The sequence below is a fragment of the Flavobacterium hankyongi genome (genome assembly GCF_036840915.1).
Lineage (GTDB): Bacteria > Bacteroidota > Bacteroidia > Flavobacteriales > Flavobacteriaceae > Flavobacterium > Flavobacterium hankyongi.
The window spans coordinates 187028-213244 of sequence record NZ_CP085725.1 but is presented as its reverse complement, the minus strand read 5'-3'; the positions used below and the strand labels follow the sequence as shown (position 1 = coordinate 213244).

At 33.8% G+C, this 26217-nt stretch carries 24 protein-coding genes; 10 read left to right on the top strand and 14 right to left on the bottom strand.

The window, feature by feature from the left end:
- Position 1 precedes the first annotated feature (1 nt).
- From LJY17_RS01020 to LJY17_RS01010, 3 genes are all read left to right on the top strand, one after another.
- Positions 2 to 634, top strand: a complete 633-nt coding sequence (locus LJY17_RS01020; protein ID WP_264542016.1) for an NAD(P)H-dependent oxidoreductase — start codon at positions 2 to 4, stop codon at positions 632 to 634.
- Between the two features lie 25 nt (positions 635 to 659).
- Positions 660 to 1226, top strand: coding sequence for a YceI family protein (locus tag LJY17_RS01015; RefSeq protein ID WP_264542015.1), 567 nt, complete (start codon positions 660 to 662; stop codon positions 1224 to 1226).
- A gap of 173 nt (positions 1227 to 1399) precedes the next feature.
- A complete protein-coding gene (locus tag LJY17_RS01010; protein ID WP_264542014.1) occupies positions 1400 to 2347 on the top strand; it encodes a hypothetical protein in 948 nt (315 codons plus the stop codon).
- Positions 2348 to 2466: 119 nt separating this feature from the next.
- On the opposite strand, the gene LJY17_RS01005 is transcribed toward LJY17_RS01010, so the two are convergent.
- From LJY17_RS01005 to LJY17_RS00940, 14 genes are all read right to left on the bottom strand, one after another.
- Positions 2467 to 3921: a TSUP family transporter gene (locus tag LJY17_RS01005; RefSeq protein WP_264542013.1), complete on the bottom strand. Its 1455-nt coding sequence runs from the start codon at positions 3919 to 3921 to the stop codon at positions 2467 to 2469.
- Positions 3914 to 4660, bottom strand: coding sequence for a DUF2490 domain-containing protein (locus LJY17_RS01000; RefSeq protein WP_264542012.1), 747 nt, complete (start codon positions 4658 to 4660; stop codon positions 3914 to 3916). The genes LJY17_RS01005 and LJY17_RS01000 overlap by 8 nt, the downstream gene beginning before the upstream one ends.
- Positions 4660 to 6303 (bottom strand): NADPH-dependent assimilatory sulfite reductase hemoprotein subunit, encoded by a 1644-nt coding sequence (locus LJY17_RS00995; protein ID WP_264542011.1) that lies wholly within the window; start codon positions 6301 to 6303, stop codon positions 4660 to 4662. Before LJY17_RS00995 ends, LJY17_RS01000 begins: the two co-directional genes overlap by 1 nt.
- A 78-nt stretch (positions 6304 to 6381) precedes the next feature.
- Positions 6382 to 8037 carry a diflavin oxidoreductase gene (locus tag LJY17_RS00990; RefSeq protein WP_264542010.1) on the bottom strand — a complete coding sequence of 552 codons (1656 nt, stop codon included), beginning with the start codon at positions 8035 to 8037 and terminating at the stop codon, positions 6382 to 6384.
- Positions 8027 to 8848: a uroporphyrinogen-III C-methyltransferase gene (gene cobA / locus LJY17_RS00985; RefSeq protein ID WP_264542009.1), complete on the bottom strand. Its 822-nt coding sequence runs from the start codon at positions 8846 to 8848 to the stop codon at positions 8027 to 8029. Before cobA ends, LJY17_RS00990 begins: the two co-directional genes overlap by 11 nt.
- 106 nt (positions 8849 to 8954) lie before the next feature.
- Positions 8955 to 9863, bottom strand: a complete 909-nt coding sequence (cysK, locus tag LJY17_RS00980; RefSeq protein ID WP_264542008.1) for a cysteine synthase A — start codon at positions 9861 to 9863, stop codon at positions 8955 to 8957.
- 95 nt (positions 9864 to 9958) lie between these two features.
- On the bottom strand, positions 9959 to 10774 hold the full coding sequence (epsC, locus tag LJY17_RS00975) for a serine O-acetyltransferase EpsC (protein WP_264542007.1): 816 nt from the start codon (positions 10772 to 10774) through the stop codon (positions 9959 to 9961).
- 1 nt (position 10775) lies between these two features.
- Positions 10776 to 12008 (bottom strand): sulfate adenylyltransferase subunit 1, encoded by a 1233-nt coding sequence (locus tag LJY17_RS00970; RefSeq protein WP_264542006.1) that lies wholly within the window; start codon positions 12006 to 12008, stop codon positions 10776 to 10778.
- Positions 12009 to 12050: 42 nt separating this feature from the next.
- Positions 12051 to 12956 carry a sulfate adenylyltransferase subunit CysD gene (gene cysD, locus LJY17_RS00965; RefSeq protein WP_413614503.1) on the bottom strand — a complete coding sequence of 302 codons (906 nt, stop codon included), beginning with the start codon at positions 12954 to 12956 and terminating at the stop codon, positions 12051 to 12053.
- Between the two features lie 34 nt (positions 12957 to 12990).
- A complete protein-coding gene (locus LJY17_RS00960) occupies positions 12991 to 13695 on the bottom strand; it encodes a phosphoadenylyl-sulfate reductase (RefSeq protein WP_413614516.1) in 705 nt (234 codons plus the stop codon).
- 481 nt (positions 13696 to 14176) lie between these two features.
- On the bottom strand, positions 14177 to 17377 hold the full coding sequence (locus LJY17_RS00955) for an ABC transporter permease/M1 family aminopeptidase (RefSeq protein ID WP_264542004.1): 3201 nt from the start codon (positions 17375 to 17377) through the stop codon (positions 14177 to 14179).
- Positions 17374 to 18255: an ABC transporter ATP-binding protein gene (locus tag LJY17_RS00950; RefSeq protein WP_264542003.1), complete on the bottom strand. Its 882-nt coding sequence runs from the start codon at positions 18253 to 18255 to the stop codon at positions 17374 to 17376. Before LJY17_RS00950 ends, LJY17_RS00955 begins: the two co-directional genes overlap by 4 nt.
- Before the next feature lie 160 nt (positions 18256 to 18415).
- Positions 18416 to 18622, bottom strand: coding sequence for a helix-turn-helix domain-containing protein (locus LJY17_RS00945; protein ID WP_264542002.1), 207 nt, complete (start codon positions 18620 to 18622; stop codon positions 18416 to 18418).
- A 4-nt stretch (positions 18623 to 18626) separates the two neighbouring features.
- A complete protein-coding gene (locus tag LJY17_RS00940) occupies positions 18627 to 19142 on the bottom strand; it encodes a DUF2975 domain-containing protein (RefSeq protein ID WP_264542001.1) in 516 nt (171 codons plus the stop codon).
- A 330-nt stretch (positions 19143 to 19472) separates the two neighbouring features.
- Here LJY17_RS00940 and LJY17_RS00935 point away from each other — a divergent pair, with 330 nt between their 5' ends.
- The 7 genes from LJY17_RS00935 (at position 19473) to trpA (ending at position 26079) form a co-directional block, all read left to right on the top strand.
- Positions 19473 to 20873 carry an anthranilate synthase component I family protein gene (locus LJY17_RS00935; RefSeq protein WP_264542000.1) on the top strand — a complete coding sequence of 467 codons (1401 nt, stop codon included), beginning with the start codon at positions 19473 to 19475 and terminating at the stop codon, positions 20871 to 20873.
- Between the two features lie 10 nt (positions 20874 to 20883).
- Complete coding sequence (locus tag LJY17_RS00930) at positions 20884 to 21453, top strand: anthranilate synthase component II (RefSeq protein WP_264541999.1); 570 nt, start codon at positions 20884 to 20886, stop codon at positions 21451 to 21453.
- A gap of 146 nt (positions 21454 to 21599) precedes the next feature.
- Positions 21600 to 22592, top strand: coding sequence for an anthranilate phosphoribosyltransferase (gene trpD, locus LJY17_RS00925; RefSeq protein ID WP_264541998.1), 993 nt, complete (start codon positions 21600 to 21602; stop codon positions 22590 to 22592).
- A gap of 2 nt (positions 22593 to 22594) precedes the next feature.
- Entirely contained in the window at positions 22595 to 23386 is a 792-nt protein-coding gene (gene trpC / locus LJY17_RS00920) for an indole-3-glycerol phosphate synthase TrpC (protein ID WP_264541997.1), read from the top strand.
- 87 nt (positions 23387 to 23473) lie between these two features.
- Entirely contained in the window at positions 23474 to 24079 is a 606-nt protein-coding gene (locus LJY17_RS00915; RefSeq protein ID WP_264541996.1) for a phosphoribosylanthranilate isomerase, read from the top strand.
- Complete coding sequence (gene trpB, locus LJY17_RS00910) at positions 24063 to 25244, top strand: tryptophan synthase subunit beta (protein ID WP_264541995.1); 1182 nt, start codon at positions 24063 to 24065, stop codon at positions 25242 to 25244. Before LJY17_RS00915 ends, trpB begins: the two co-directional genes overlap by 17 nt.
- Positions 25245 to 25317: 73 nt before the next feature.
- The gene (gene trpA, locus LJY17_RS00905; RefSeq protein ID WP_264541994.1) at positions 25318 to 26079 is read left to right on the top strand and encodes a tryptophan synthase subunit alpha; all 762 of its coding nucleotides are present in this window, start codon (positions 25318 to 25320) and stop codon (positions 26077 to 26079) included.
- Positions 26080 to 26217: the final 138 nt, after the last annotated feature.

Below are 26217 nucleotides of genomic sequence, written 5' to 3'. Positions count from 1 at the left end.
CATGAGTAAATTTATAGAAAGCCAAAATTGGCGTTATGCAACAAAAAAATTTGATGCAAATAAAAAAATTTCTGATTCAGATTTAGAAATCTTAAAAGAAGCAATTAGACTGAGTTCATCATCTTACGGATTACAACCTTACAAAGTTTTGATTGTTGAAAATCCTGAATTAAGAGCTCAACTTCAACCAGCTGCATGGGGACAATCTCAAATAGTAGATGCCTCACACCTATTCATTTTTGCAAACATGGTAAATGTGGGTGAAAAAGAAATTGATACTTATTTAAACAATATTGCTGAAACAAGAGGAATTCCAGTTGAAAACATTGCAGGTTACGGAGATTTTATGAAATCTAAAATTGCGTCATTACCTGAAGATGTAAAAAATACTTGGACAGCAAAACAAACGTATTTGGCTTTAGGAAATCTTTTAAATGCGGCTGCAGAGTTACAAATAGATGCAACTCCTATGGAAGGTTTTGAACCAGAAAAAGTAAATGAAATTTTAGGATTAAATGCATTAGGTTTAAACGCAACTTTAATTGCAACTGTTGGATATCGCCATGAAGAAGATGCAAATCAACACGTGAAAAAAGTTAGAAAATCAAAAGAAGAATTATTTATCAAATTATAATTATTAATTAAATCAAATTTAAAACATGAGAAATTTAAAATCAATCGCTTTAGCATTAGTAATCGCTTTAGGAACATTAACAGCTTCAGCTCAAACAACTAAAAAAGTTGATGCTTCAAAAAGTAAAGTTTTATGGTTAGCAAAAAAAGTTGGTGGTCAACACAATGGTGATGTTAACTTAAAAGAAGGAGCATTAGTATTTAATGGAAAAAAATTAGTAGGTGGTAATTTCACTGTAGATATGACATCTATAAATACAACAGATTTACAAGGTGAATATAAAGGTAAATTAGACGGTCACTTAAAAGCAGATGATTTCTTTGCTGTTGAAAAATTTCCAACTTCAACTTTAGTATTCAAATCTATTGGTGCAAAAGCTGCTAATACTTACACTGTAACTGCTGACTTAACAATTAAAGGAATTACTGCTCCAGTAACTTTTGATATCGTTGCTAATAAAGGTGTAGCTAATGCAACTGTAATGATTGACAGAACTAAATATGACATCAAATATGCTTCTAAAAACTTTGGTGCTTTAGCTGACAAAGCAATTGATGATGAATTTGAATTAAAAGTAAATTTAAAATACTAATCAAACTCAAATTTGACCCATAAAAAAGCCGTTCATAATGAACGGCTTTTTTTATTTGATATACTTCTTTAAAATTTATTTAAAATCATCAAAAGGTTAATTAATTCATTTTAAATGTTTTATTTAAAATTTTGTACTATTTTTACTACAATTAACTTTTAAAACATTTTAAAATGAAAACAAGATTCGTAAATGCCTTTAAGGGTTTATTAGTGCTTTCTGCCCTAATAATCAACAGTTGTCAAGACGACAGCATCGACTCAGTTCAAAAAAGTTCTAATGAAAAACAATCAATTGAAAGTTTAAAACAAGAATTGTCTCCTATTTCTTCACAGGAGTTACCTCAAGCAGTTCAAAATCAACTTAATCTTTCCAAAACTAATCTATCTGAATATTTAAATGATGATTTACAGATTGATCAAGTTATTGTTTTAGGTAAAGTTTCAACAAGTAAAGGAATCACAATGGCTCAAGATGCAGTATCTAATCAAGAAAGCACAGTAGCATTTGGAAACATTAAAGATTCTAAATCAGTTGTTATAGGAAAAATGAAAAATCTATATTCAGGTGAGATATTAACAGCTACTCAAAAAAACGTCAAAGAAACGGCAGTCAAAGAAATACAACTTGATGATAACGTACTAGAAATAACATGGATCAATAAAGGTCAAAAATTTACATCGTTATGTTTCTACAGAAACTCTGGTATCGTTTGGGATAATGTTCTTAGCGGATTAATAATGATGGATACAGAAGGAAAAGTTGAAGTTTCCAACGAAGGACAATCAAAAGTGTATTCAAGATGGTACAAACAATGGTGGACAGCAAGCTGGCTTTGGGGCTCAGACAGAGGAGAAATTGGCTACCAAATAACAATATACTATAGTGGCTCAACTGTTTCAAATACAGATGTTAACGATTGGGGATATATGTCTTTGGGATCAGCTAGAAGCGAAAGCAAAGTAACAAAAGAAACTGGCAGTTATGGTCAATGCAGATATGCATTAGGATTATGCACTCCAACGGGATCTTTAAGCTTTAGCTATAGTTCGTTTTCAGTATCATTCTCTGGACTTGGAAGTAATATTGTTGCTAACGGAAATAAATCACTTTATCCTTGATTTTTTTGCCCATAAAAAACAAAAACTCCTGTGATAAAATACAGGAGTTTTTATAATTATTATCTTATTTAAAGAACACTCTTTAATCTATTAAAGTATAAACTAGAAGCTTATAGAACTTATAGAATTTTAAACAACATTCTTATACTGAAAATAATCACTAAGAAAGCAACTAACAATATTGCTGTCCTCTGTGGTAATTTTCCGGCAAGTTTAGCCGCTAATGGAGCTGCCAGTGAACCTCCTAAAATAAGTCCAACCACAATATACCAATGACTAACACCTAATGATACAAAAAAGGTAATTGAAGCAGCAAGCGTTACAAAAAATTCTGCTAAACTTACAGTTCCAACTACATATTTTGATTTTCTTCCTTTAGCTAAAAGTGTCGAGGTTACTATTGGCCCCCAACCACCTCCACCAAATGCGTCTAAGAGTCCTCCTGAAAAACCCAAAACACCTGTATTATTCACTTTCTTTTTCTCAATTTTTTTCCGAAAAGCTATAGCTATCAAACGGATACCTATTATCATAGTATAAGAAGCTAAAATCCCATATGTTATTGTTTCATATTTGTTACCAAGATAAATCAGTAATAATGCACCACTTACAGCTCCTACTACACCTGGTATTGCTAACCAGAAAAGTAATTTTTTGTTCACATTTCCAAATTTATAATGTGAAAAGCCGCTAATACCACTTGAAAACATTTCGGCAGTATGAATACTTCCGCTAATGGCGGGTAACTTAATCCCAAAAAGCATCATACTAGTTGCACATGTAACCCCATAACCCAAACCAACAGCTCCATCAACAATCTGAGCAAAAAAACCCACAGCAATCATAGCAAAAAAAGCAGAAGGAATCTCACTGGCAAAATGATTCAAATCAGTTACAGAAATTACTGTTGATAAGCCATAGCCAAAAAAAACGGCTAAAAAAACTACCGCAATTTGAAATACAAGGCTTTTATAGTTTTTGTCTTTTTCTGTTGATTTTTTTTTATCAATTAAAACAGAAGTCACTTCATTCAGTGAAGCCAATTTGGCTTTAATATCACCCTTATGCTGATCTCTAAATACATTAAGATTCTCTATACTTTCATTGATATTTTCTGGAATAGATTCTTCTAGATGTTCTCTCAATCTTCTGGCCAAAACTGGAGATTTGCCATTAGTGGAGATTGCAATTTTTAAATTACCTTTCTTTACAATCGAACCTAAATAGAAATCACACAAATCAGGTTGATCAGCCGAATTAACCAATATTTTTAATTGATTTGCCTTTCGCTTTATTTCAGCGTTAATCATTGTATCATTTGTTGCTGTTATAACAAAATCAGCATCATGCAAATCAGCATCTTCAAAAGGACGCTGATAGAAAACAATATGAGGATTATGCTCCAAAACCTCTTTCAGTTTTGAAGATATTTCAGTAGCTACCAGTTTAATATTTATGTTTACGTTTTGACGTAAAAGTGTTTCTGTTTTCTCTAAACCAACGTTGCCACCACCGACAATTAAAAAACGTGCCGTTTCTGTTTTTAAAAAAACTGGAAAAAGTGTATTAGTCATTGTTTTTCTTTTTTAAATCAATTGTGTGAAATAGTGAGAATCGTAAAATATCTCTGCTGTAAAAATCTACACCTGTCTTCTGTTGCTGAAACCAATTCATATACCCCATTTCAACAGTATAAGAATCATTTAATTTATAATTCAGTCCTAGGTAAATTCTATTTTGATCAAAAGTATTTTTAATCACTTTTCTTCCCACATTAAACATTACTTCATCTTTCAGTTTTATTATTAATTTTTCATTCCCTTGTTTTTTCCAAAGCGGAATATCTAATCCTAATTGATAACGCAATCGGAAATTTGAAAATCGGAAACCACCAACTAATTTATTATTCTCTACCTCATGAAAAAATCGAGCTTCTGCTTTGTACTTATGATTAATCGTTAAAAGGCCTACCTTTTGTTTGCTATTGAATCCGAAATCGGGACGTAATTCAGGAACTGTTAGATTGCTTTCTGATTCAGGATTATTTGGATTTTGCAAAAACAAAGTCATTCCGAGATAAGCATTCCAATTTGTTACTAATTTTCGTTCCAAATTCGACCGAAAAACCAGCTGATGCTGAGCCGTTGGATTGTAAAACTGGCGTTCCTGAATTTCACTTAACAACGACCAATTCTCATTAAATTTTAATGTGTTATAATAACCGTACCAAATCAACTGCTGATGTTCTACTTTTTTTTGTGCCGAGAGAAATTCAGAAAATAGCAATAAAGACAGTAAAACTACTCTTCTCATTACTGTAAAATTGCTCGGTAAGCGTAGTCCCCAAACGTTTCCTTTTCTAATTTTTCGTTGACATATCTTCCTAATAGAACATCTATTTCTTCTAAAATTTGGGATTCCGTTTGTTTTTCCTTGTAGATTTTATTCAGTCTTTCCCCGAAACGGTCACCGCCCAACATGAAATTATACTGTTCGGAGCCAGTTCCTACAAAACCTAATTCGGCAACATACGGACGACCACATCCGTTAGGACAACCCGTCATACGAATGGTGATTTCATCGTTTGTTAAACTATACTTTTCCAACAAAGGTTCTATTTTCGTTACCAACTCTGGCAAATAACGCTGTGCTTCTGCCAACGCCAGCGGACAGGTAGGTAAGGCCACACACGCCATCGAATTCTTACGCAAAGCACTAACCTGTTTTTCGATATTGTGTTGCTTCAATAGTGCTACTACTTTTACTTTATCGCTTTCCTTGATCTCACCCAAAATCAGATTTTGATTTCCAGAAAAGATGAAATTGCTGATATTCAATTGTGCCAATTCATATAGAAACTGCTTCTGCTCAGGCTGTACCACACCGTGTTCAACAAACAACGTATAAAACCATTTTCCTTGATGGTTTTGCTCCCAACCGAAACGATCGCTTCTTTCAGTGAACTTGTAAGGCCTTTCCGGTTCAAATTCGAATCCGATACGGTTCTCCAGTTCTTTTTTAAATCCTTCCACAGTTAATTTATCCACCGTATATTTCAGACGGGATAATTTTCTATCAACACGATTTCCAAAATCACGTTGTACAGTTAAGATTTCATACACCGCTTTTAACGTTTTTTCTTCCGTATCGGTAAATCCGATAATACTTCCCAAACGGGAATAGGTATTTGGATTACCGTGCGTAGTTGCTAAGCCGCCACCGATAGCGATATTGAATCCTTTTAGCTCATCATTTTCAAGAATGGCAATCAGTCCAATATCATTGGTAAACACATCTACATCATTACTTGGTGGAATAGCGATACCAATTTTGAATTTCCTTGGCAGATATCGATCTTCATACAACGGATCAGCTTCGGAAGAACGTTCATAAATCTTTTCTCCATCAATAAACACTTCATAATACGATTGTGTTTTAGGCAATAGCAAGGTTGAAATTTTATCGGCATATTCATAAATCTGCTGATGTATGGGCGAAATTTGCGGATGTGAACTCACAATCACATTACGATTGACGTCGCCACACGCTGCAATCGAATCTAGTTTAGCTGTATTGAATGCCTGAATTGTTGGACGCAACTGATGCTTCAACAAGCCATGTAATTGTACTGTTTGTCTGGTTGTGATTTTTAACGTTCCTGTTCCGTATTGTTCCGAAATTTCGTGTGTTGCCAACCATTGTTCCGCATTAATTACACCTCCTGGTATTCGCAGACGAATCATAAACGAATACAGTTTGTCTAATTTTTTGGCTGCCCTTTCGACGCGACGATCACGGTCATCTTGCACGTACATTCCGTGAAACTTTACTAGTGTTTCATCGTCTGGTCGTACATTTCCCGTGTGGTTATCGATATCGATACTTTCTTTTAGCGTTCCTCTTAATCCGTCGCTATTGATCTTTATATATTCTACTGGTGATAATTTCTCGCTCATTTTTTTATAGTAAATAGTGATTAGTGATTAGTGAATAGCACTTTTCTAATTACTATTCACTTTCTACTAATTACTCAGTTAATACACGTCTTTCTGATATTTTCCTTGTTCTTCTAATTGGTCTAAAACTTCTTTTGCTTTTTCTAATGAGATGTTTCTTTGCGTTGCGATTATATCAATAATCGTATTTTCTACATCTTTGCTCATTGGGTCTTTTTGTCCGCAGATATAAATAGAAGCTCCGTTTTCTAACCATTCATTGAACTGGGCTGCATTTTCTTTGATGCGATCTTGGACGTAAATTTTACACTCTTGGTCTCTAGAGAAAGCCGTACTCAATTTGGTTAAGACTCCTGTAGACAACCATTCCTGAATTTCGGTTTGGTAATAGAAGTCTAAAGCAAAATGTTGTTCTCCAAAGAATAACCAGTTTCTTCCTTCAGCACCTGCCGTGTCGCGTTGTGCTAAGAAACTTCTAAAAGGTGCAATTCCTGTTCCTGGGCCAATCATAATCACATCGATATCTTCTGCAGGTAAACGGAAGTTGCTGTTTTTATGGATATAGAAATCATAATCGGTATCCAAAGGAAAATCAGCTAAAAACTGAGAAGTCAATCCCGTTTTTACTTGATCACCTACTTTAAAAGAGTTCAAATTCACCGTTAAATGCACTTGTCCGTCATGCGCTTCGTGTGCAGATGAAATAGAATACAAACGAGGTGCAATAGGGTGTAAAACAGCTACTACTTCTTCCAAAGTTTCTTTTTTAGGTTGGTATTTAACAATAATATCAACCAAATCGGCTTTATCTTCTTCAATCGCTACTTCTAAAACTTTTCCGATAGCTTCTAACGACTTTTTAGATAAGCCACGAATATTTTTATCTTGAAGTTTTGTTAGATCCGACTCATTAAAATAAGAAGCGATACTTTGTAACTCAGCTTCATTATTTTTTGGAATTAACCCCAGAGCATCTCCAGGTTCATAAATCACTTCTTCGTTAGGCGTAATTTCGATATGATAGGTTTCTTTATTAGAACCTCTATCATTCAATACAATTTTATGTGAAATTTGTCCTGTAAAATTCTGTTTGTGTGACGTAGTTGCTCCTGTCGTTTTTGCAACTACTGTTGTTGCACTTCCGAATGTATTTTGCAAATCACTTTCCCAAGTGGGAATTAAACACGCATAATCCACATCGGCTTTAACCAACGGTATTAATCGTTTTGCGCCTTTTTCGGCTAAAACCTCATCCAACAAAACCCCTGCATTACAGAACAAAGGATAGGAAGAATCCCCCAATCCAAATACGGCAAACGATAATTTATCAAGCTTCCCATTGAATGTTTTGATAGCTTCGTAAAATCCAACCGCATTTTGTGGAAATTCGCCTTCGCCTTGCGTACTCACTACAAATAAAACATGCGTTTCTTTTTGTAGTTTAGCCAAATCAAATTGCGCTACATCAATACTTTTTGCTTGAATTTTATTTTTCTTGAAAGTAGCTTGAATTTGTGATGCTACTTTTTTTGAATTTCCAGTTTCGGTACCATAAACGATTAGCGGTTTTACAGCAATAGCTGTATTTTGAACAGACGGAATAACGCCCGTTGATTGGATTCCGAAATTCTTAGCTAAATATCCCGCCAAATATCCATTTGTATAAATCAGCTCTTCATTGGTGGCATTTTGCACCAATTGTTGTAATAAATTATTTTTAGTTTCAGATAGCATTTTGATAGATAGTTTTGTGATTATCGAAATAAGATTCGGTTTTTGATTTTTCGGCAAACCAAGCATATTGCTGGTGAAGTGCTACTACTTTACCTACAACAATTAATGTAGGTACGTATTCAAAATCAGGCAAAGGCTTGCTGGCAATATCCTTGAAACTAAACACCTTAGTTTTTTGATTCGGTGTAGTAGCCTGCTGGATTACTGCCACTCCTTTTTCTGGATCGATATTTTGTTCGATTAATTTTTTAGCCAACACCTCTAGTTTTTGACCACTCATATAAAACACAAGTGTATCGCTAGTTGAAGCCCAATCGGTCCATTGCTGACTTTCCACATTTTCCAACTCATACAACGTCAAGAATCGGAGTCCGCGGGAATAGCCTCTTGCCGTTAAAGGCATACCTGTATATGCTGCCGCTCCAAAAGCTGCAGAAACTCCAGGAATAATTTCATACGGAATTTTATTTTCTGCTAAAACTTGAAGTTCGTCCAAGATATTTGAAAACAGAGTAGAATCCCCCCCTTTAAGGCGAAGTACTAATTTTCCTTGTTGTGCAAAAAGGACAATTAACTCATTGATATCTTGTTGCGGTGTCCAAACTCCTTTAGAGCATTGTTTACCCACATACACAATTTCGGCATCTTTACGAGCATATTCTTCGATAAGTTCGGGTGAAACCAATCTGTCTGTTAATACCACATCTGCCTTTTGCAAATACTTCAAAGCTTTTAGGCTAATAAGCTCAGGATCACCTGGTCCAGCTCCAGCCAATATTACTTTTCCGGTATGTTTTATACTTCTTTCCATTTTTTTTAGGTATGAGTTGTCCCTGTCGAGCCAATTTTGACCCGATTGAGAATTAAACCTGATAGGTTTCAAAAACCTGTTAGGTTAGGTTTACTGTTGATTTAGTTTAAAATAATCCTTCGATAGAAAGGTATCGTTCTCCTGTATCGTAATTAAAGGTTAGAATGGTAGCCTCATCAGGTAAAGTTGCCGCTTTTTTAGCAACTGCTGCTAATGAAGCGCCTGTTGAAATCCCTACTAAAATCCCTTCTTTTTTAGCCACAGCTCTAGTGTACTCAAAAGCTTCCTCCTTACTTACTTGAATAACCTCATCGATTAAACCAGCTTGGTAAATTTCAGGCACAAAACCTGCTCCAATCCCTTGTAATGGATGCGGCGACGGACTGCCCCCGCTTAATACGGGTGATAATTCTGGTTCTACCGCTATTACCTTTAGGTTTGGAAATTTTTCTTTTAGTACTGAAGCTACTCCCGTAATATGTCCGCCTGTTCCTACACCTGTGATAATGTAATCCAATCCATCTGGAAAATCAGCTAGAATTTCTTGAGCCGTAGTGCGCTTGTGTACTTCTACATTGGCTTGATTTGCAAACTGGGAAGGCGACCAGGCATTAGGCGTTTGCGATACTAATTCGGCAGCACGTTCGATAGCTCCTTTCATCCCTTTTTCACGAGGTGTTAAGTCAAATTCGGCACCATAGATTTCCATCAACTTACGTCTTTCTACACTCATTGATTCTGGCATTACTAGGATTACCTTGTACCCTTTTACTGCTGCGACTAATGCTAATCCAATTCCTGTGTTTCCAGAAGTGGGTTCAATAATTACACTATCAGCGTTTAAAATTCCTTTGGCTTCCGCATCTTCAATCATAGCAAGAGCAATTCTATCTTTAATGCTATTACCAGGATTGTTTCTTTCTAATTTTATGAAGACATTTTGGTTTCCATATAATTTATTGATTTTTACAACAGGAGTATTTCCAATTGTTTCTAAAATAGTATTTGCTTTCATCTCACTAAGTTTTTATTTTTTTTAAGGTGTTCGATGCTGTCGCCATTCAGGCTTGAGTCATCTTTATTTATTTTTAATTGTGTTGTTATTATTTTTCAAATCACATAATTAAGTGGTTCGGGAAATTCGCTTTTTTTCTTGATCTCGATTTCGCTTTTATGATAGACTAATGAATCTTGTGGCACCGAATGCGTCAACCATACATTACCTCCAATTATTGAATTTTTACCAATTGTAGTTTTTCCTCCTAAAATGGTTGCATTAGCATAAATAGTTACATTGTCTTCTATGGTTGGATGTCTTTGTGCGGTTGCGGCTTCTTTTGAAACTGATAATGCACCTAGTGTTACTCCTTGATAGATTTTTACATTTTTGCCTATTCTTGTGGTTTCGCCTATTACTATTCCAGTTCCGTGATCAATAAAGAAGTTTTCTCCTATTTCTGCACCTGGATGAATATCAATTCCAGTTTTACCATGCACATACTCCGAAATTACGCGAGGAATTACTGGCACATTTAATTTCCAAAACACATTGGCAATTCGATATGCCGTGATAGCAAAAAAACCGGGATAAGCAATTAAAACTTCTTCTTTGGATTTAGCCGCGGGATCAAAATTCACGATGGTTTCTAAATCGTTATCCAAAACATAATGCAATTGTTCAAGTTGTTCGAAAAAGTAGTTGGTATAGACTACAGTTTGATTGGTATCTTCAACGGTTTTAGCCAAAATATTTTGAAGCTTGATTTGGAGTAATTTTTCTTTATTCTGAAAAAAACGATAATTATTATATTCCTGATTGATATCAAACAACCAATTGATTAATTCGTCAACCCAATCTTCAACATTCTTCTTGTTTATTGGATTTCTGACTCTTTCCTGATTTTTTAAATAAATTGAATAGGACATATTACAAAAACATTAAAGCACCAACGGTATTATAACTTGTTTCATCTATTAAAACCGCATTCCCAGATTTTGAATTTGTATCAAAAGCATCATAAAACAACGGCTGATTAGCTTTCAGGGTTACCTGTGCGATGTCATTTAACTGAATCGAGTCTCCTTCGGTAAACTGCCATTGGTTAATATTCCATTTATTATTAACCTCTTGCACTTTTACTCTAACATTTTTAAAACGGTGCTGCAGTAAATAGGTTTTTCCTACTTGTAGCGATGCATTGTCCAACCAGGAAATCCATGTTTTGATTTGGTTTGACTCAATAGGTAACTGATGACTAAGCACCACCGTATCACCACGGCTGATATCGATATTGTTATCAAAATGCAATACCACATTATCTCCGGCTACCACTTGACTCACTTCATGCTGGTTTCTTTCTATTTTAACAATTTCAGTTTCTATACGGACAGGTAAAATGGTTACCTTATCTCCCACTTTATAACTTCCACTTAACACTGACCCTGCATACCCACGATAATCGTGATTAGCCTTATCTTTAGGTCGGATTACCCATTGCACTTGAAAACGAGAGGCTAGATTTTCTGTGGTTTCGATTTCAATACTTTCCAAGGTTTCTAAGATTGATTTTCCGTTATACCAAGGTGTATTTTCAGAAGTATTTACCACATTATCTCCAACCAAAGCGCTTACTGGAATGTAGATAATTTCGTTGTAATTCAACTCTGATTTAATTTGCTCAAAATCCGATTGAATTTGATTAAAAACAGATTCTGAATAATTCACTAAGTCGATTTTGTTAATCGCAATAATTGCTTTTTTAATTCCCATTAAAGAGCCAATACTTGCGTGACGCTTGGTTTGTTCAGTGATTCCTTTTCGAGCATCAACTAAAATGATGATTAAATCAGAATTGGAAGCTCCTGTAATCATATTACGCGTGTATTGCTCGTGTCCAGGCGCATCGGCAATGATAAATTTTCTTTTTGATGTTGAAAAATATTTATAAGCGACATCAATCGTAATTCCTTGCTCTCTTTCGGCACGAAGTCCGTCTGTGATTAATGATAAATCAATATCAACTCCTTCCTGTTTGGTTTGTTTTTGTAAAACCCCTAATTGGTCGGTATGTATGCTGTCAGAATCATATAAAAGTCTTCCTATCAAAGTACTTTTACCGTCATCTACATTTCCTGCTGTTATAAATCGTAATGTGTTCATTGTTTTTTTGCTTTAGGCTTTATGCTATAAGCATAAAGCGTTTTAAAAATATCCTTGTTTTTTTCGGTCTTCCATTGCCGCTTCTGATAATTGATCATCTAATCGAGTTTGTCCTCTTTCGCTAATTCTTGTTTGGATAATATCTTCTATAATATCTTGAATAGTTGTAGCTTCTGAAGGAACCGCCGCTGTACAGGTCATATCTCCTACTGTCCTGTAGCGCACTTTTTCAACCACTACCTTATCACCTTCTTGTGGTTGGATAAATTCAGATGTGGCTACCAATTTATCCTGATGCACTATACATTCTCTCTCATGAGCAAAATACAAGCTTGGTAATTCGATGTTATACTTCTGAATGTAATTCCATACATCTAATTCGGTCCAGTTACTGATAGGAAATACCCTCACATTATGTCCTTTTTGCACTTTCCCATTCAAAATATCCCATAACTCTGGACGTTGCAATTTTGGATCCCATTGCCCGAAATCATCACGTACCGAAAAAATACGTTCTTTAGCTCTTGCTTTTTCTTCGTCACGTCTTGCACCCCCTATACAAGCATCAAATTCATTCTCCTGAATGGTATCCAGTAAAGAATACGTTTGCAAAGCATTACGAGAAGAAAATCTTCCAGCGGTTTCTTTCAAATTGTATTTTTTAATGCTGTCTTCTACATTTCCTACAATCAGTTTTTCACCAATTTCATTAACCAATTTATCTCTGAATACTATAGCTTCCGGGAAATTATGTCCGGTATCAATATGCACTAGCGGAAAAGGGAATTTTCCTGGACGGAAGGCTTTCAGTGCTAAATGCACCAACACGATCGAATCTTTACCTCCTGAAAACAACAAAGCAGGTTTTTCAAACTGCGCTGCAGTTTCACGAAGAATATAGATGGCTTCGTTTTCTAATTGCTCTAAATAATTATTTGTCTGACTCATTTTATGTTTCTTATTGCCAATGGCGTTGTTTATTCTACTTATGTAATCCGCATTCTTTTTTAGATTTATCTTCCCACCACCAGCGACCCGCTCTAAAATCTTCTCCTTGTTTTACCGCTCTGGTACATGGCGCACAACCAATACTGATAAAATTCTGATCGTGCAAAGTGTTATAAGGCACTCCTTTTTGCTTTAAATAATGAACCACTTCATCAGTTGACCAGTGTAACAATGGATTGTATTTATACAGCTTATTTTGTTCATCCCATTCTATTATTTCCAATCCATTTCGGTTATCCGATTGCTGGGCTCGTAATCCTGTAACCCAAATTTTAGCACCTTTCAAAGCTTTCTTAAGTGGTACCACTTTTCTGATGTGACAACATGTTTTTCTAAGTTCAACAGAATTATAAAATCCGTTGATTCCGTTTTTGTTTACATACGTTTCTAACTCATCTGCATTTGGATAATACACTCTAATGGGCTGACTGTATTGCAACAACGTTTTGTCCCAAACTGCATAGGTTTCTGGAAATAATCTTCCAGTATCCAATGTAAATGTTTCGATATTTTTTAATCGTTGACTGAATATAGCATGACTAATCACCTGATCTTCTATACCAAAACTTGTTGAGAAAACAATTCTATCTTCAAAGTTTTCAGACAGAAATCGTAATCCTTCTTCAAAATTTTCGCTTTGGATTAAATGATTTATAATTTCAGTTTTCATTATTTTAATTTTTGATACTTTAAAATTTGGTTATAAAAAAAGCCTCTTGAAATCAAGAGGCTTATGTTTATGAGTTTTATTATTTTTTACAAACAATACAATAGACGGCCTCTTGCGAAATTTTGCATACAACACATCATCATCATACAAGCTGTAGATGTTAGTAGTATTATTGACATGTTAGTTATTGTATTCATGATTTTTATTTCTTAATTTAAATTTTTTTGTAAAAAAAACTCCTCAAATTTTTGAGGAGTTTTTAGCTTTTATATTGTGAATGTTCAAACATTAACACGTAGCATATAACCCCTCATTTTCTGAGCAGCACATACACATCATCATGTTATTATTTTGAATTTTCATTTTTGTTTCTTTTTTGAACACTGCAAACCTATAACTTTTTTTTAATTCCTTCCAAATAAAATATCATTATTTTTTAAAACTAATTTCACAAATAACTGAATATCAATAATTTTAAAGCTAAAATATTTTAAATATTTGATCTGTTTTTAATACTTTCAGACGAATAATTCTCTATTTTCTTAAATAATTTATCAATTTTTGGATGAATATTTTTTGGAGAAACTTTGTAAAATTCATTAATAAGATCTGTAGTTACCGGTTTTGGATTTGGGTATTTATTAGACTGTAAAAACCTTTTCAAAGCCAAATTCATTTTATTTTCCCCAATCATTTCGCTAAGTAAATACATCACTACAGTTCCTTTTGAATACGCAATATGTCTGTCATCTGGCTTTGCTTCGTACAAAGGAACTTCTTTACTAAAACCTCTTTCATTGTTGTAAATATCCAAGTGCATTTGAACTCTTTTCAACATTTCTTGTTTACCATACATTTTCTTGAGTAGCATCATTTCGGTATACATTGCTAAAGTTTCGCTAAGCATAATGGCTCCGTCTCTTTGATCAGGATTTATTTGATTTCCTCCCCACCATAAATGCGCTAATTCATGTCCCGCCAAATCATTGATTACATCTTGATTTTCATCGGCTTTAATGTTACAATGAAAAATCATGTCTTCTGTCATATAAATCGTTGCTGGATAAGCTGTGGCTGCAAAACCTTTTGTAAAACTTGAAACTTCTGCAAAACGTATGGTTTTAAAAGGATATGGTCCAAAATTTGTTTCACAATAATCCATCGTCAACTTTGCATTTTTTAGAAGATGTTCAACATTTTCATAATGTGATGGATGATAATACACTTCAAAACTTTTGCCTTTATATTTTTCTTTTCTTATTACATATTCTGCTGATGAAACCCCAAAACGAAAAGGGATATTTTTGACTTGATACTGAAAGAAATGTCTGTCTCCTTTTTTCCAACGATTCACTAATTCCCCCATTCCAATAGCCGTTTGGTTTTTTGAAGTGGTAATAACCATATCCAAATTAATAAAATCATTATTAGGTTCTTTTGGTGCGTCAAAAGTTTTCGGTTCTGTTTTTTTACCAAGATTGAACTGTTTTCTAATGTTATCTTCCTGAATTTCATTATCAAAATCATACCCAAACTGAGGATAATAACGACTGATTCTCATGAAAGATCCGTTTTTAATAATTGCGTTAAAAGACTGATGTCCGTTAACTGGTTTCCAATGATAAGCTATTTTGAATGTCAATTTTGCTTTAGCATTTGGCAACATAGGTTTCTTTAAATACAAAATTTCATATTGATTAGTGACAGATTTTATCTCTTCATTAAACTCAAAAAAAGCTTTTTCTATTTGGAAACCATCGGAAAAACCAATCAATACTTTTTCAATATTTTTATTGGTTTTGTTCTCAATCTCATACGTTCCTTCAATAGTATAAGCTGAATTTTCTGGAAATAATTCGACTTTAGTTACTACATCCGTAATTGTTGGTTGCGGTAACTTTTGATAGCTTCGAAATTGTTTTTCATATTCGGCCTGTGCTTGCCATTCGGAATTTTCATCTTTTGGTAAATATCCGTCATTGATTTTCTGACTTAATCCAAAACCACTTAAACCAAGTGAAAGAACAATGAGATACACATAAACTTTCTTAAAATGAAATTTTCTCAACGAAACAAGATAAAATGATATCAGTAAAAGAAGAAAACCAAACAACAATCTAAAAACAAAGGCCGATTCATAACTTCCAAAACCATTCATGTCACTGTAATCAAAATTGATACTATAAAGAAATCTCAAGGAAGGCCAAGTCACTATTTTTTTTCCAAGCGGTGTTGCCATCACAAAAGCAAACAATGCTGATAATACCAAAGCCAGATACTTTTGTCTTATTATTTTTTGGATTACAAGTAAGAACCCACTTAAAGCAAATAATGGTAATGCGTTAAATAATAAAACTTTACAATAAATTCCCCATTCCAGAACAGTATAATCATACAAGAACTGAAACGTAATCCCTTCAAATATTAAAACCAATGAAAAACTTACAATCACTAGCAATAAGGTTATCCAATGTGCCCAAAATTGAGTCTTTGCGTTTTCAATACTGTTTTCTATCAGATTGAAATTGACAGCTGCACTTCGCCAATAAACATCATAGGAATAAAACAAAACAACAATTACACCCAACACATAAAAATTTTGAATAATTGTAGAGACCATCAACCCTGAAGAGGCATATTTTTGAGGAAGTCGAATCCCTTTTTCTATTTCAGCATACATTTCCATTCCAATAGCAAAAAGTAAAGCCAAGACAATGAGTACAAACGGAATACTTTTAAAAATGTAAATAAGGTTGACTTTAACGAATGAAAATAATGCTTGTATTTTAGTGCTAGCCCCTTCTTCTGTTTCAATAAATTTAAATGAAGTGGCGTCCAATTCACTATTCGTTTCTACTAAAACATTCTTTTTATTCTTGATTTTCTTTGATAATGAGTAGCTTCTGAAAGCTATACACAACAAAGCGAATGATATGAAAAGTATTGCTAATCTGTTCCAAATAAAAACTCCATCGAAACCTATTATCTCAGTATTTCGCTGCATTACATTCCATTGCGCCGTTTGGTTAAAAAAAGCTGACATACCGAAGGGATCCAAAATACCTGAAATACATTTCACTTCTTCCGATTGTGGTAAACTTTGTGCCATAAATGGTGAACTTGAAAATACTAGCGTAACCATATACAGAATATAAAGCATCAGCCCACTAACATAAATCGACATTTTGCTTTTAGAAAACCAGGCAACTACATACAAAACTGTCGTCACAAACACAGTGTTTATCAGAGAAAAGTAAAACATTGGAACCAAATAAAACATGAAATTGAAATCACCTTTTTGAAGATTTGTATTCATACTTTGGCCAATAAAAAAACTAACTGTTATCAAAAACAAACACAAAAAACTAATTGAAAATACTGAAGTATATCTTCCAGCTAAAAATTGAAGTTTGGTAATAGGTGTAGAAAAATAAATTTGTTCAAACCTGTTGTCAACTTCCCTAATTGCTAATTGAGATGTAAATATCGTACTGAAAAAAATTGTTGTCAAGCTAACAAAAGCAGTAATAAATCCAACCTGATACGATGAATTGTAAAACACATTTTCACTAATAGAAAAACGTGCATTCTCTCCTGCGAAAATTCCAAAAGCAATAATTAAAATCAATATCACATAAAAGGTCCATTTTTTGAAAAAGCCTTTTATATCAAATAAAAAAACTGTTTTCATAGCGCTAGTGAATTAGTGTTTAACGTAGAGAAATAAACGTCTTCCAAACTTGGATTTACATTTTGAAACCCTTTTGGTGAATTATCCGAAAACAAATAAATATTGAGTTTTCCTGCAGTAAATTGGGACGAAATCACAGAATATTCGCTTTTATAATGTGCAAGTTCCTCTTTCTGGATTTGTTTCTTCCAAATTTTTCCTTCCAAGGAAGTAATCAAATCTTCTGGATTACCTTGCAATAATACTTTTCCTTGATTCATAATTGCCATTTTTGAACACAGATTGCGAACATCTTCTACTAAATGAGTTGACAGAATCACAATACGGTCTTCTCCAATTTCACTAAGCAAACGGTTGAAACGGTTGCGTTCCTCTGGATCTAGACCTGCTGTTGGTTCATCTACAATAATAATTTTAGGATTGCCTAATAAAGCTTGGGCAACGCCAAAACGCTGACGCATTCCTCCAGAAAAAGTATGGACTTCTTTTTTACGATGTGCTGATAAATTTACCTTTTCCAGTAATGAAAGAATTTGATCTTTACGTTCCCCATAAATGGCAACTCCTTTTAAAATAGCCAGATGATTTAACAAATCATAAGCAGATACTTTTGGATACACTCCAAAATCTTGTGGTAAAAATCCGAGTTGTTTTTTGATAAAATCAGGTTTTTCCAAAACATTGATGTCATTGAAAAAAATTTGACCGCTATCTGCCGATTGCAGGCCAACAATGGTTCGCATTAAAGAGGTTTTTCCTGCTCCGTTAGGTCCTAATAAACCAAACATTCCGTTAGTGATTTCAATCGAAACATCGTCGATGGCTTTTACTCCATTACCATAGGTTTTTTGGAGATTTTTGATAATTAAACTGTTCATTTTGATTGATTATTTTTCCGCTACGCTCCAACAATTCGGCTACGCCTCGGGTGATGATTATTGATTGATTTATATAAATTTTGATTTCCTGAAGATTGAGACAAAAGAAGTCCTGACGGTCAAAAAACCGATATTTTAATTCGCTAAAAAAAGATGTTATTTACTCGCTGATGTATTCCAAAACATCGCCTGGCTGACAATCCAAAGCTTTGCAAATCGCTTCGAGTGTATCAAATCGAATCCCTTTTGCCTTACCTGTTTTCAGAATCGATAAATTTGCCGGGGTTATTCCCAGAATTTCTGCCAATTCTTTCGATTGCATTTTGCGCTTGGCCAGCATCACATCAACATTTACTACAATTGGCATAATTCTATATATATAAATCTTGTTCGTTTTGTAGGTTCACACCTTGTTGGAAAATGGCTGCCATGAAAAAGATAAAAATCCCCATTATTGCATGCGCTACTATCATAGCAAAAAAAGGAAAATCTTCCACACTAAAAAGCGACCAGAGTATTGCCAAAACTGGATATAACAACAAATTAAACTGATAAAACTGCTTTAGATTTTTCAATCCGGCTTTTGTAAACAAGCGCTCTTGTTTGAAGGTTTTAAAAACATTACTCAACACTAAAAAGAAAAAACCATACAGTGCTAATCCCAAGACCATTTCAACAACATATTCCAATGTATACTCTGAACCTAATAAAAAATGTTGAGTTGTAAATGGAAAGTTTATTGCAAATCGATTATTCTCTATTTTTTCAAAAAATGGTCCTTCAAACAAACAATTTATTAAAGCATAAATTGCCGTTAATAAATAAAATAAAGCGACAATTCGTACAAGTACAAACAAAAACGAAGCTATAATCCGAACTAATTTCATAATTTTTATTTTAATACAACAAAGCAAATGTAATAATTAATTATTGTAAAACAATAATTTTTTATCATATTTTTATAATTTAAAAAGAAGTCTCATTTTGCTCTAAAAAATATTTTAGCAAAAAAATTTGTGTATTCGAAAATCATTTCTATAACTTTGCATTGTACAAAAAACACAAAATGAACAATATTTTAAACAATACTTGGTGGTGGAGCAACTTACGTCGAAAATCGTGAGCGAATCCTCCTATCTGTATTTTTAAAACCAACATAGATAAAAAGGCTTGTCAATCACGACAAGCCTTTTTTTATTTTCTAAAATTTAAGCATCATGAACAACTATAAATTACATACACACTACAAACAAATCCTTGCTGACACAATAACACCAGTAAGCATTTATTTAAAAATTCGTGACAAATACCCAAATAGCCTTTTGCTAGAAAGTAACAATTATCACAGTAATGAGAATAGTTTTTCTTATATCTGTTGCAATCCAATTGCGAGTATCAAAATTGAAAATGAAACCATTTCTTCAACATTTCCAGACGGAAATACAACAAGTAAATCAATTCAAAACCAAAACGATGTTGTGGAAGCAGTTCAGGAATTTACATCACTATTTGAAACTGAAAAAAGCGATTTTAAATTCATCACTAACGGTTTATTCGGATTTACAAGTTATGATGCGGTTCGTTATTTTGAAAAAGTAAACATTGAAAAAAAGACTTCCGATTTACATATTCCCGATTTGTATTATGCTGTTTATCAGAATATCATTGCCATAAATCATTTTAAAAATGAAGCTTATCTTTTCAGTCACAGCCTTGAAAATCAAAATAACTTGACAGAAATTGAGCAGCTAATCCAAACAAAAAACTTTGCTTCTTATTCATTTACCAAAGAAGGTGATTCAACTTCCAATTTATCCGAAGATGATTTCAAAACCAATGTTTCTCTTGCCAAGAAACATTGTCAACGTGGTGATGTTTTTCAGCTGGTTTTATCAAGACGATTTACACAAGGTTTTAAAGGTGATGAATTCAATGTTTACAGAGCTTTACGAAGTATAAATCCTTCTCCATATCTGTTCTTTTTTGATTATGGAAACTTCAAAATTATAGGTTCATCTCCAGAAGCACAATTGGTTATCAAAGATCGAAAAGCCGAAATTCATCCTATTGCAGGTACTTTCAAAAGGACAGGAAATGATGAAAATGATACAATATTAGCCAAACAATTAACCGAAGATCCTAAAGAAAATAGCGAACACGTAATGTTAGTAGATTTAGCCCGTAACGATTTAAGTCGTAATGGACATAACGTAGAAGTTGAAAAATACCGTGAAGTACAGTTCTTCTCACATGTTATCCATTTAGTTTCTAAAGTGAGTGGAAAATTACATGAAAATGCAACTACAATGCAGGTCGTAGCAGATACGTTTCCAGCAGGAACTTTATCAGGAGCACCAAAACACAAGGCCTTACAACTCATTGAAAAAATTGAAAACACTAATCGAAATTTCTACGGCGGTGCTATTGGATTTATGGATTTTGAAGGTAATTTTAATCATGCAATTATGATACGCACTTTTTTGAGTAAAAATCATCAATTACATTATCAAGCTGGAGCTGGAATCACTGTAAATTCAAACGAGGAAAGTGAAACCCAAGAAGTATACAATAAATTAGGCGCCTTAAACAAAGCATTGGAATTAGCTGAAATAATTTAAAATTAGGATCATGAAAAAAATATTAGTTATAGACAATTACGACAGTTTCACCTACAATTTAGTTCATTATCTGGAAGATTTGAATTGTGAAGTTACTGTTTATCGCAATGACGAATTTTATATTGATGAAGTAAAACCATTTGATAAAATTCTTCTTTCACCAGGACCGGGAATCCCTGATGAGGCAGGATTACTCAAGGAAGTCATTAAAACCTATGCTCTTACCAAAAGCATACTCGGTGTTTGTCTTGGCCAACAAGCAATTGGAGAAGTCTTTGGAGGACAATTAACCAATCTTGAAAAAGTGTATCACGGTGTGGCAACACATGTCAAAATCATCGTTGCAGATGAAACCCTTTTTAAAGATTTAACGAGTGAAATAGAAGTTGGTCGTTATCATTCTTGGGTAGTTTCCAACGAGAATTTTCCAGAAGTTTTAGAAATAACTTCTGTAGATGAAAACGGAGAAATTATGTCGCTACGTCATAAAACCTACGATGTTCGCGGTGTACAATATCATCCGGAAAGCGTTCTTACACCCAACGGAAAGAAAATCTTAGAAAACTGGGTAAATAGCTAATTAGCAAGTATTTTATCGAAACAAAACATCTGTTTTAAGTACAAAAAACTTAAGACCTAGCACAACTTATCTCTAATTTAAAAATTATGACTCGAGCCTGCAAGACGACAGCATTGAGCACTTATAGCAAATAAACACATAGCGAAATGAAAACAATATTAAATAGATTAATTCAGCACGAAACGCTTACCAAAGAGGAAGCCAAAACGGTGTTGAAAAATATTTCAAGCGGACTGTACAACACAAGCCAGATCGCTAGTTTCCTGACAGTTTATATGATGCGAAGCATTACCATTGAAGAGCTTGCAGGATTCCGTGAAGCTTTATTGGAATTATGTATTGCAATCAATTTATCAGATTATAATACCATAGATTTATGTGGTACTGGTGGGGATGGAAAAAATACCTTCAACATTTCAACATTGGCTTCTTTTGTAGTTGCTGGAGCAGGAATTCAAGTAGCAAAGCATGGAAATTATGGAGTTTCATCCATTTCCGGATCCAGTAATGTGATGGAAACTTTGGGCATTCGATTCAGTAATGATGAAGCATTTTTAAAACAGTCCATTGAAGAAGCTGGAATTTGCGTTTTGCACGCACCACTCTTCCATCCTGCTATGAAGAATGTAGCTCCAATCCGTAAAGAATTGACCATAAAAACCTTTTTCAATATGTTAGGACCAATGGTAAATCCAAGTTTTCCGAAACACCAGTTAGTAGGCGTATTCAGTTTGGAATTAGCCAGAATGTATGCTTATTTGTACCAAAATACCGAAACAAATTTTACGATTTTACATAGCTTAGAAGGTTATGACGAAATTTCCTTAACCGGAAATACTAAAATCATTTCCAAAAACTACGAACAGATTTTAAAGCCCGAAGATTTTAAAGTAAACAAACTAAATGAAGATGAAATTTTAGGAGGTATAACTATTGAAAAATCAGCCGAAATATTCCTAAACATCTTAAAAGGAAACGGTACACAAGCACAAAACAATGTGGTTTGTGCTAATGCAGGAATGGCAATTGCTACAGTAAAAAACTGTTCGATTTCAGACGGATTTGAACTAGCTAAAGAAAGCTTATTAAGTGGAAAAGCTCTTGAAAAACTAAATAAACTCCAACAATTAAGCAAATAATCATGACTATTTTAGATAAAATCATAGCAGATAAAAGACGGGAAGTAGAACTTAAAAAACAACTAATTCCTGTAACACAGCTAGAAAATTCAGTACTTTTTGGGAACAGAACCTATTCATTGAGCAAGAACTTACGAAATAATTTGGTAGGAATCATTGCAGAGCACAAGCGTCGTTCTCCATCTAAATCAGTAATTAGTAATGATTTTTCAGTTGAAGAAGTTGTCATAGGCTATCAAAACGCTGGAGTTTCGGGAATTTCAGTATTGACAGACGGAGAGTATTTTGGAGGTTCATTAGACGATTTATTACTAGCAAAAGCTTCTGTAAAAGTTCCTTTATTAAGGAAAGAATTTATCATTGATGAATATCAAATTTTAGAAGCAAAATCTAATGGTGCCGATGTTATTTTGTTAATCGCATCCGTTTTGACCTATCCTGAAATCAAGTCACTTTCAGAATTTGCACATTCCTTAGGACTTGAAGTTTTGTTGGAAGTTCACAATAAAGAAGAGCTAGACAAATCCATTATGCCAAGTCTGGACATGATTGGCGTGAACAACCGTAATTTGAAAACTTTCGAAGTCAGTCTCGATTACAGCAAAGAATTAGCGCAACATATCCCAGACGAATTCGTAAAAGTTTCTGAAAGTGGTATTACTAGTCCTCAAGACATAATCGAATTACAATCTTTTGGTTATCAAGGGTTTTTAATTGGAGAAAACTTTATGAAAACCGAAAATCCAGGTAAAGCTGCAACCACATTTATCAATTCAATACTTCAGAAATCATGAAATCACCACTAAAACTATTTTGTTGCAAACAAACATCAATAAATGAAAGGCGATAACATATATAACCACTAAAAAATAAATTTATATATGAAACTGAAAATATGCGGAATGAAATATTTAGATAATATTCAAGAAGTTGCTTTCCTACAGCCTGATTATTTGGGATTCATTTTCTATGATAAATCACCACGATTATTTAATGGTGAAATCCCTACATTACCCAAACCTACACAGAAAGTAGGCGTTTTCGTAAATGCTTATTTAGATGATATTTTGGACAAAGTCCGTAACTATAATTTACAATTTGTTCAGTTGCATGGTGATGAAACACCTGATTTTTGTAAACTTTTCAAACAAACAGATACTAAAGTTATCAAAGTTTTTTCTGTTGATGAGGCATTTAATTTTGACGCAATTACACCTTATGAAACTGTTTGTGATTACTTTTTATTTGATACTAAAGGAGAAAATCCAGGCGGCAACGGAAAATTATTTAACTGGGAAATTTTAAAAAACTATCCTTCTAAAAAACCTTTCTTCTTAAGTGGAGGAATTAGTCTAGCGGAAATTAATAAAATCAAACAATTGAATTTACCAATACATGCCATAGACGTGAACAGCAAATTCGAAATCGAACCAGGATTAAAAAACACACAACTATTAAAAGAACTACAACATGAATTATCAAGTTAACGAAAAAGGGTTTTATGGTGAATTTGGTGGGGCTTTCATACCTGAAATGCTTTATCCAAATGTGGAAGAATTACGCCTTCAATATCTTGAAATAATACAAACAGAAAGTTTCCAAAGCGAGTTTCAACAACTATTGAAAGACTATGTGGGACGCCCAACTCCACTTTATTTTGCCGAACGTTTGTCTGCTAAATACAATACCAAGATCTACTTAAAAAGAGAAGATTTGTGTCATACTGGTGCGCATAAAATAAACAATACTATTGGACAAATATTACTAGCAAAACGTTTAGGCAAAACCCGAATTATTGCCGAAACTGGAGCTGGGCAGCATGGTGTAGCCACAGCAACCGTTTGTGCATTGATGGGATTACAATGCGTTGTTTATATGGGAGAAATTGACATTAAACGTCAAGCACCCAATGTGGCTAGAATGAAAATGCTTGGTGCCGAAGTTCGCCCAGCAACATCTGGCTCTAAAACTCTTAAAGATGCTACCAATGAAGCCATTAGAGATTGGATCAACAACCCGATTGACACCTATTACATTATTGGTTCGGTAGTTGGGCCACATCCTTATCCAGATATGGTAGCTAGATTTCAAAGTATTATATCAGAGGAAATTAAAAAACAATTAGTTGAAAAAGAAGATAGAGAAAAGCCTGATTATGTAATAGCTTGTGTAGGTGGCGGAAGCAATGCTGCTGGTGCTTTCTATCACTTTTTAGAAGAAGAAAATGTAAAACTGATTGCTGTTGAAGCTGCTGGAAAGGGCATTAATTCGGGTGAAAGTGCGGCCACATCTGTCTTGGGTAAAACCGGAATTATCCACGGAAGCAAGACGCTTTTGATGCAATCAGAAGATGGTCAGATTACTGAACCGTATTCTATTTCGGCAGGTTTAGATTATCCAGGTGTTGGACCGTTACATGCCCACCTTTTTGAATCCAAAAGAGCCGAATTCCTCGCTATTACTGATGATGAAGCTATGACCGCTGGTTTACAATTATGCAAAACTGAAGGGATTATTCCTGCTATCGAGAGTTCACATGCTTTGGCAGTATTAAATCAGAAGAAATTCAATGAAAATGATATTGTGGTTATCAATTTATCAGGTAGAGGCGACAAAGATTTAAACACATATATCAGTTACTTTGAACTTTAATGGTGGCTTCGAGAGCCTCAGCCACCCAGTAACCTGAGGTACTCGAAGGCTACATAATTTTAAAAATCAAAAAATGAATCGAATAAATATAAAATTACAGGAAAACAAAAAAATACTTTCAATCTATTTTACGGCTGGGTTTCCAGATTTAAACGACACCGTTTCTATTATTGAAGAGCTTGAAAAAAGTGGTGTTGATATGATTGAAATTGGTTTACCTTTTAGTGATCCATTAGCTGATGGTCCGACAATTCAGGAAAGTTCTAGCATGGCTTTAGAAAACGGAATGACCACGAAATTGCTTTTCGAACAACTTAAAGATATTCGAAAGAATGTCAAAATCCCGCTAATAATTATGGGTTATTTCAATCCAATCTTGCAATTCGGAGTAAATGAGTTTTGTCAGAAATGTGCCGAAATTGGTATTGATGGATTAATTATTCCTGATCTTCCATTAGATATTTTTGAAGATGAGTTTAAAAATATTTTCGATCATTATGGTCTCAAAAACATTTGCTTAATCACCCCTCAAACTTCCGAAGAAAGAATACTGAAAATTGACAATCTAAGTGATAGTTTTATCTACATGGTAAGTAGTTCGAGTACAACGGGGAGTCAAAATTCATTTGGAACAATCCAACAAGACTATTTTGAAAGAATTGCTAACATGAATTTAAAAGAACCTCAAATTGTAGGCTTTGGAATTTCCAACAAAGAAACTTTCTCACAGGCTACGCAACATCAAAAAGGAGCTATTATTGGGAGTTCGTTCATTAAATTTATAAAAAGTCAGCCAATAAAAAATATTCCTGAATTTATTAAAAATATCAAATAAAAATAAGCTCGTCTCCTTTACAGACGGGCTTTTTATTTACTCACAAAGTCAAATGTTTTTGTTAAAAAAAAGTTAAAAATAAATTAAACAAACGTTTAATTTAAACAAGTGTTTAATTTTGTACTCGAATTTAAAATC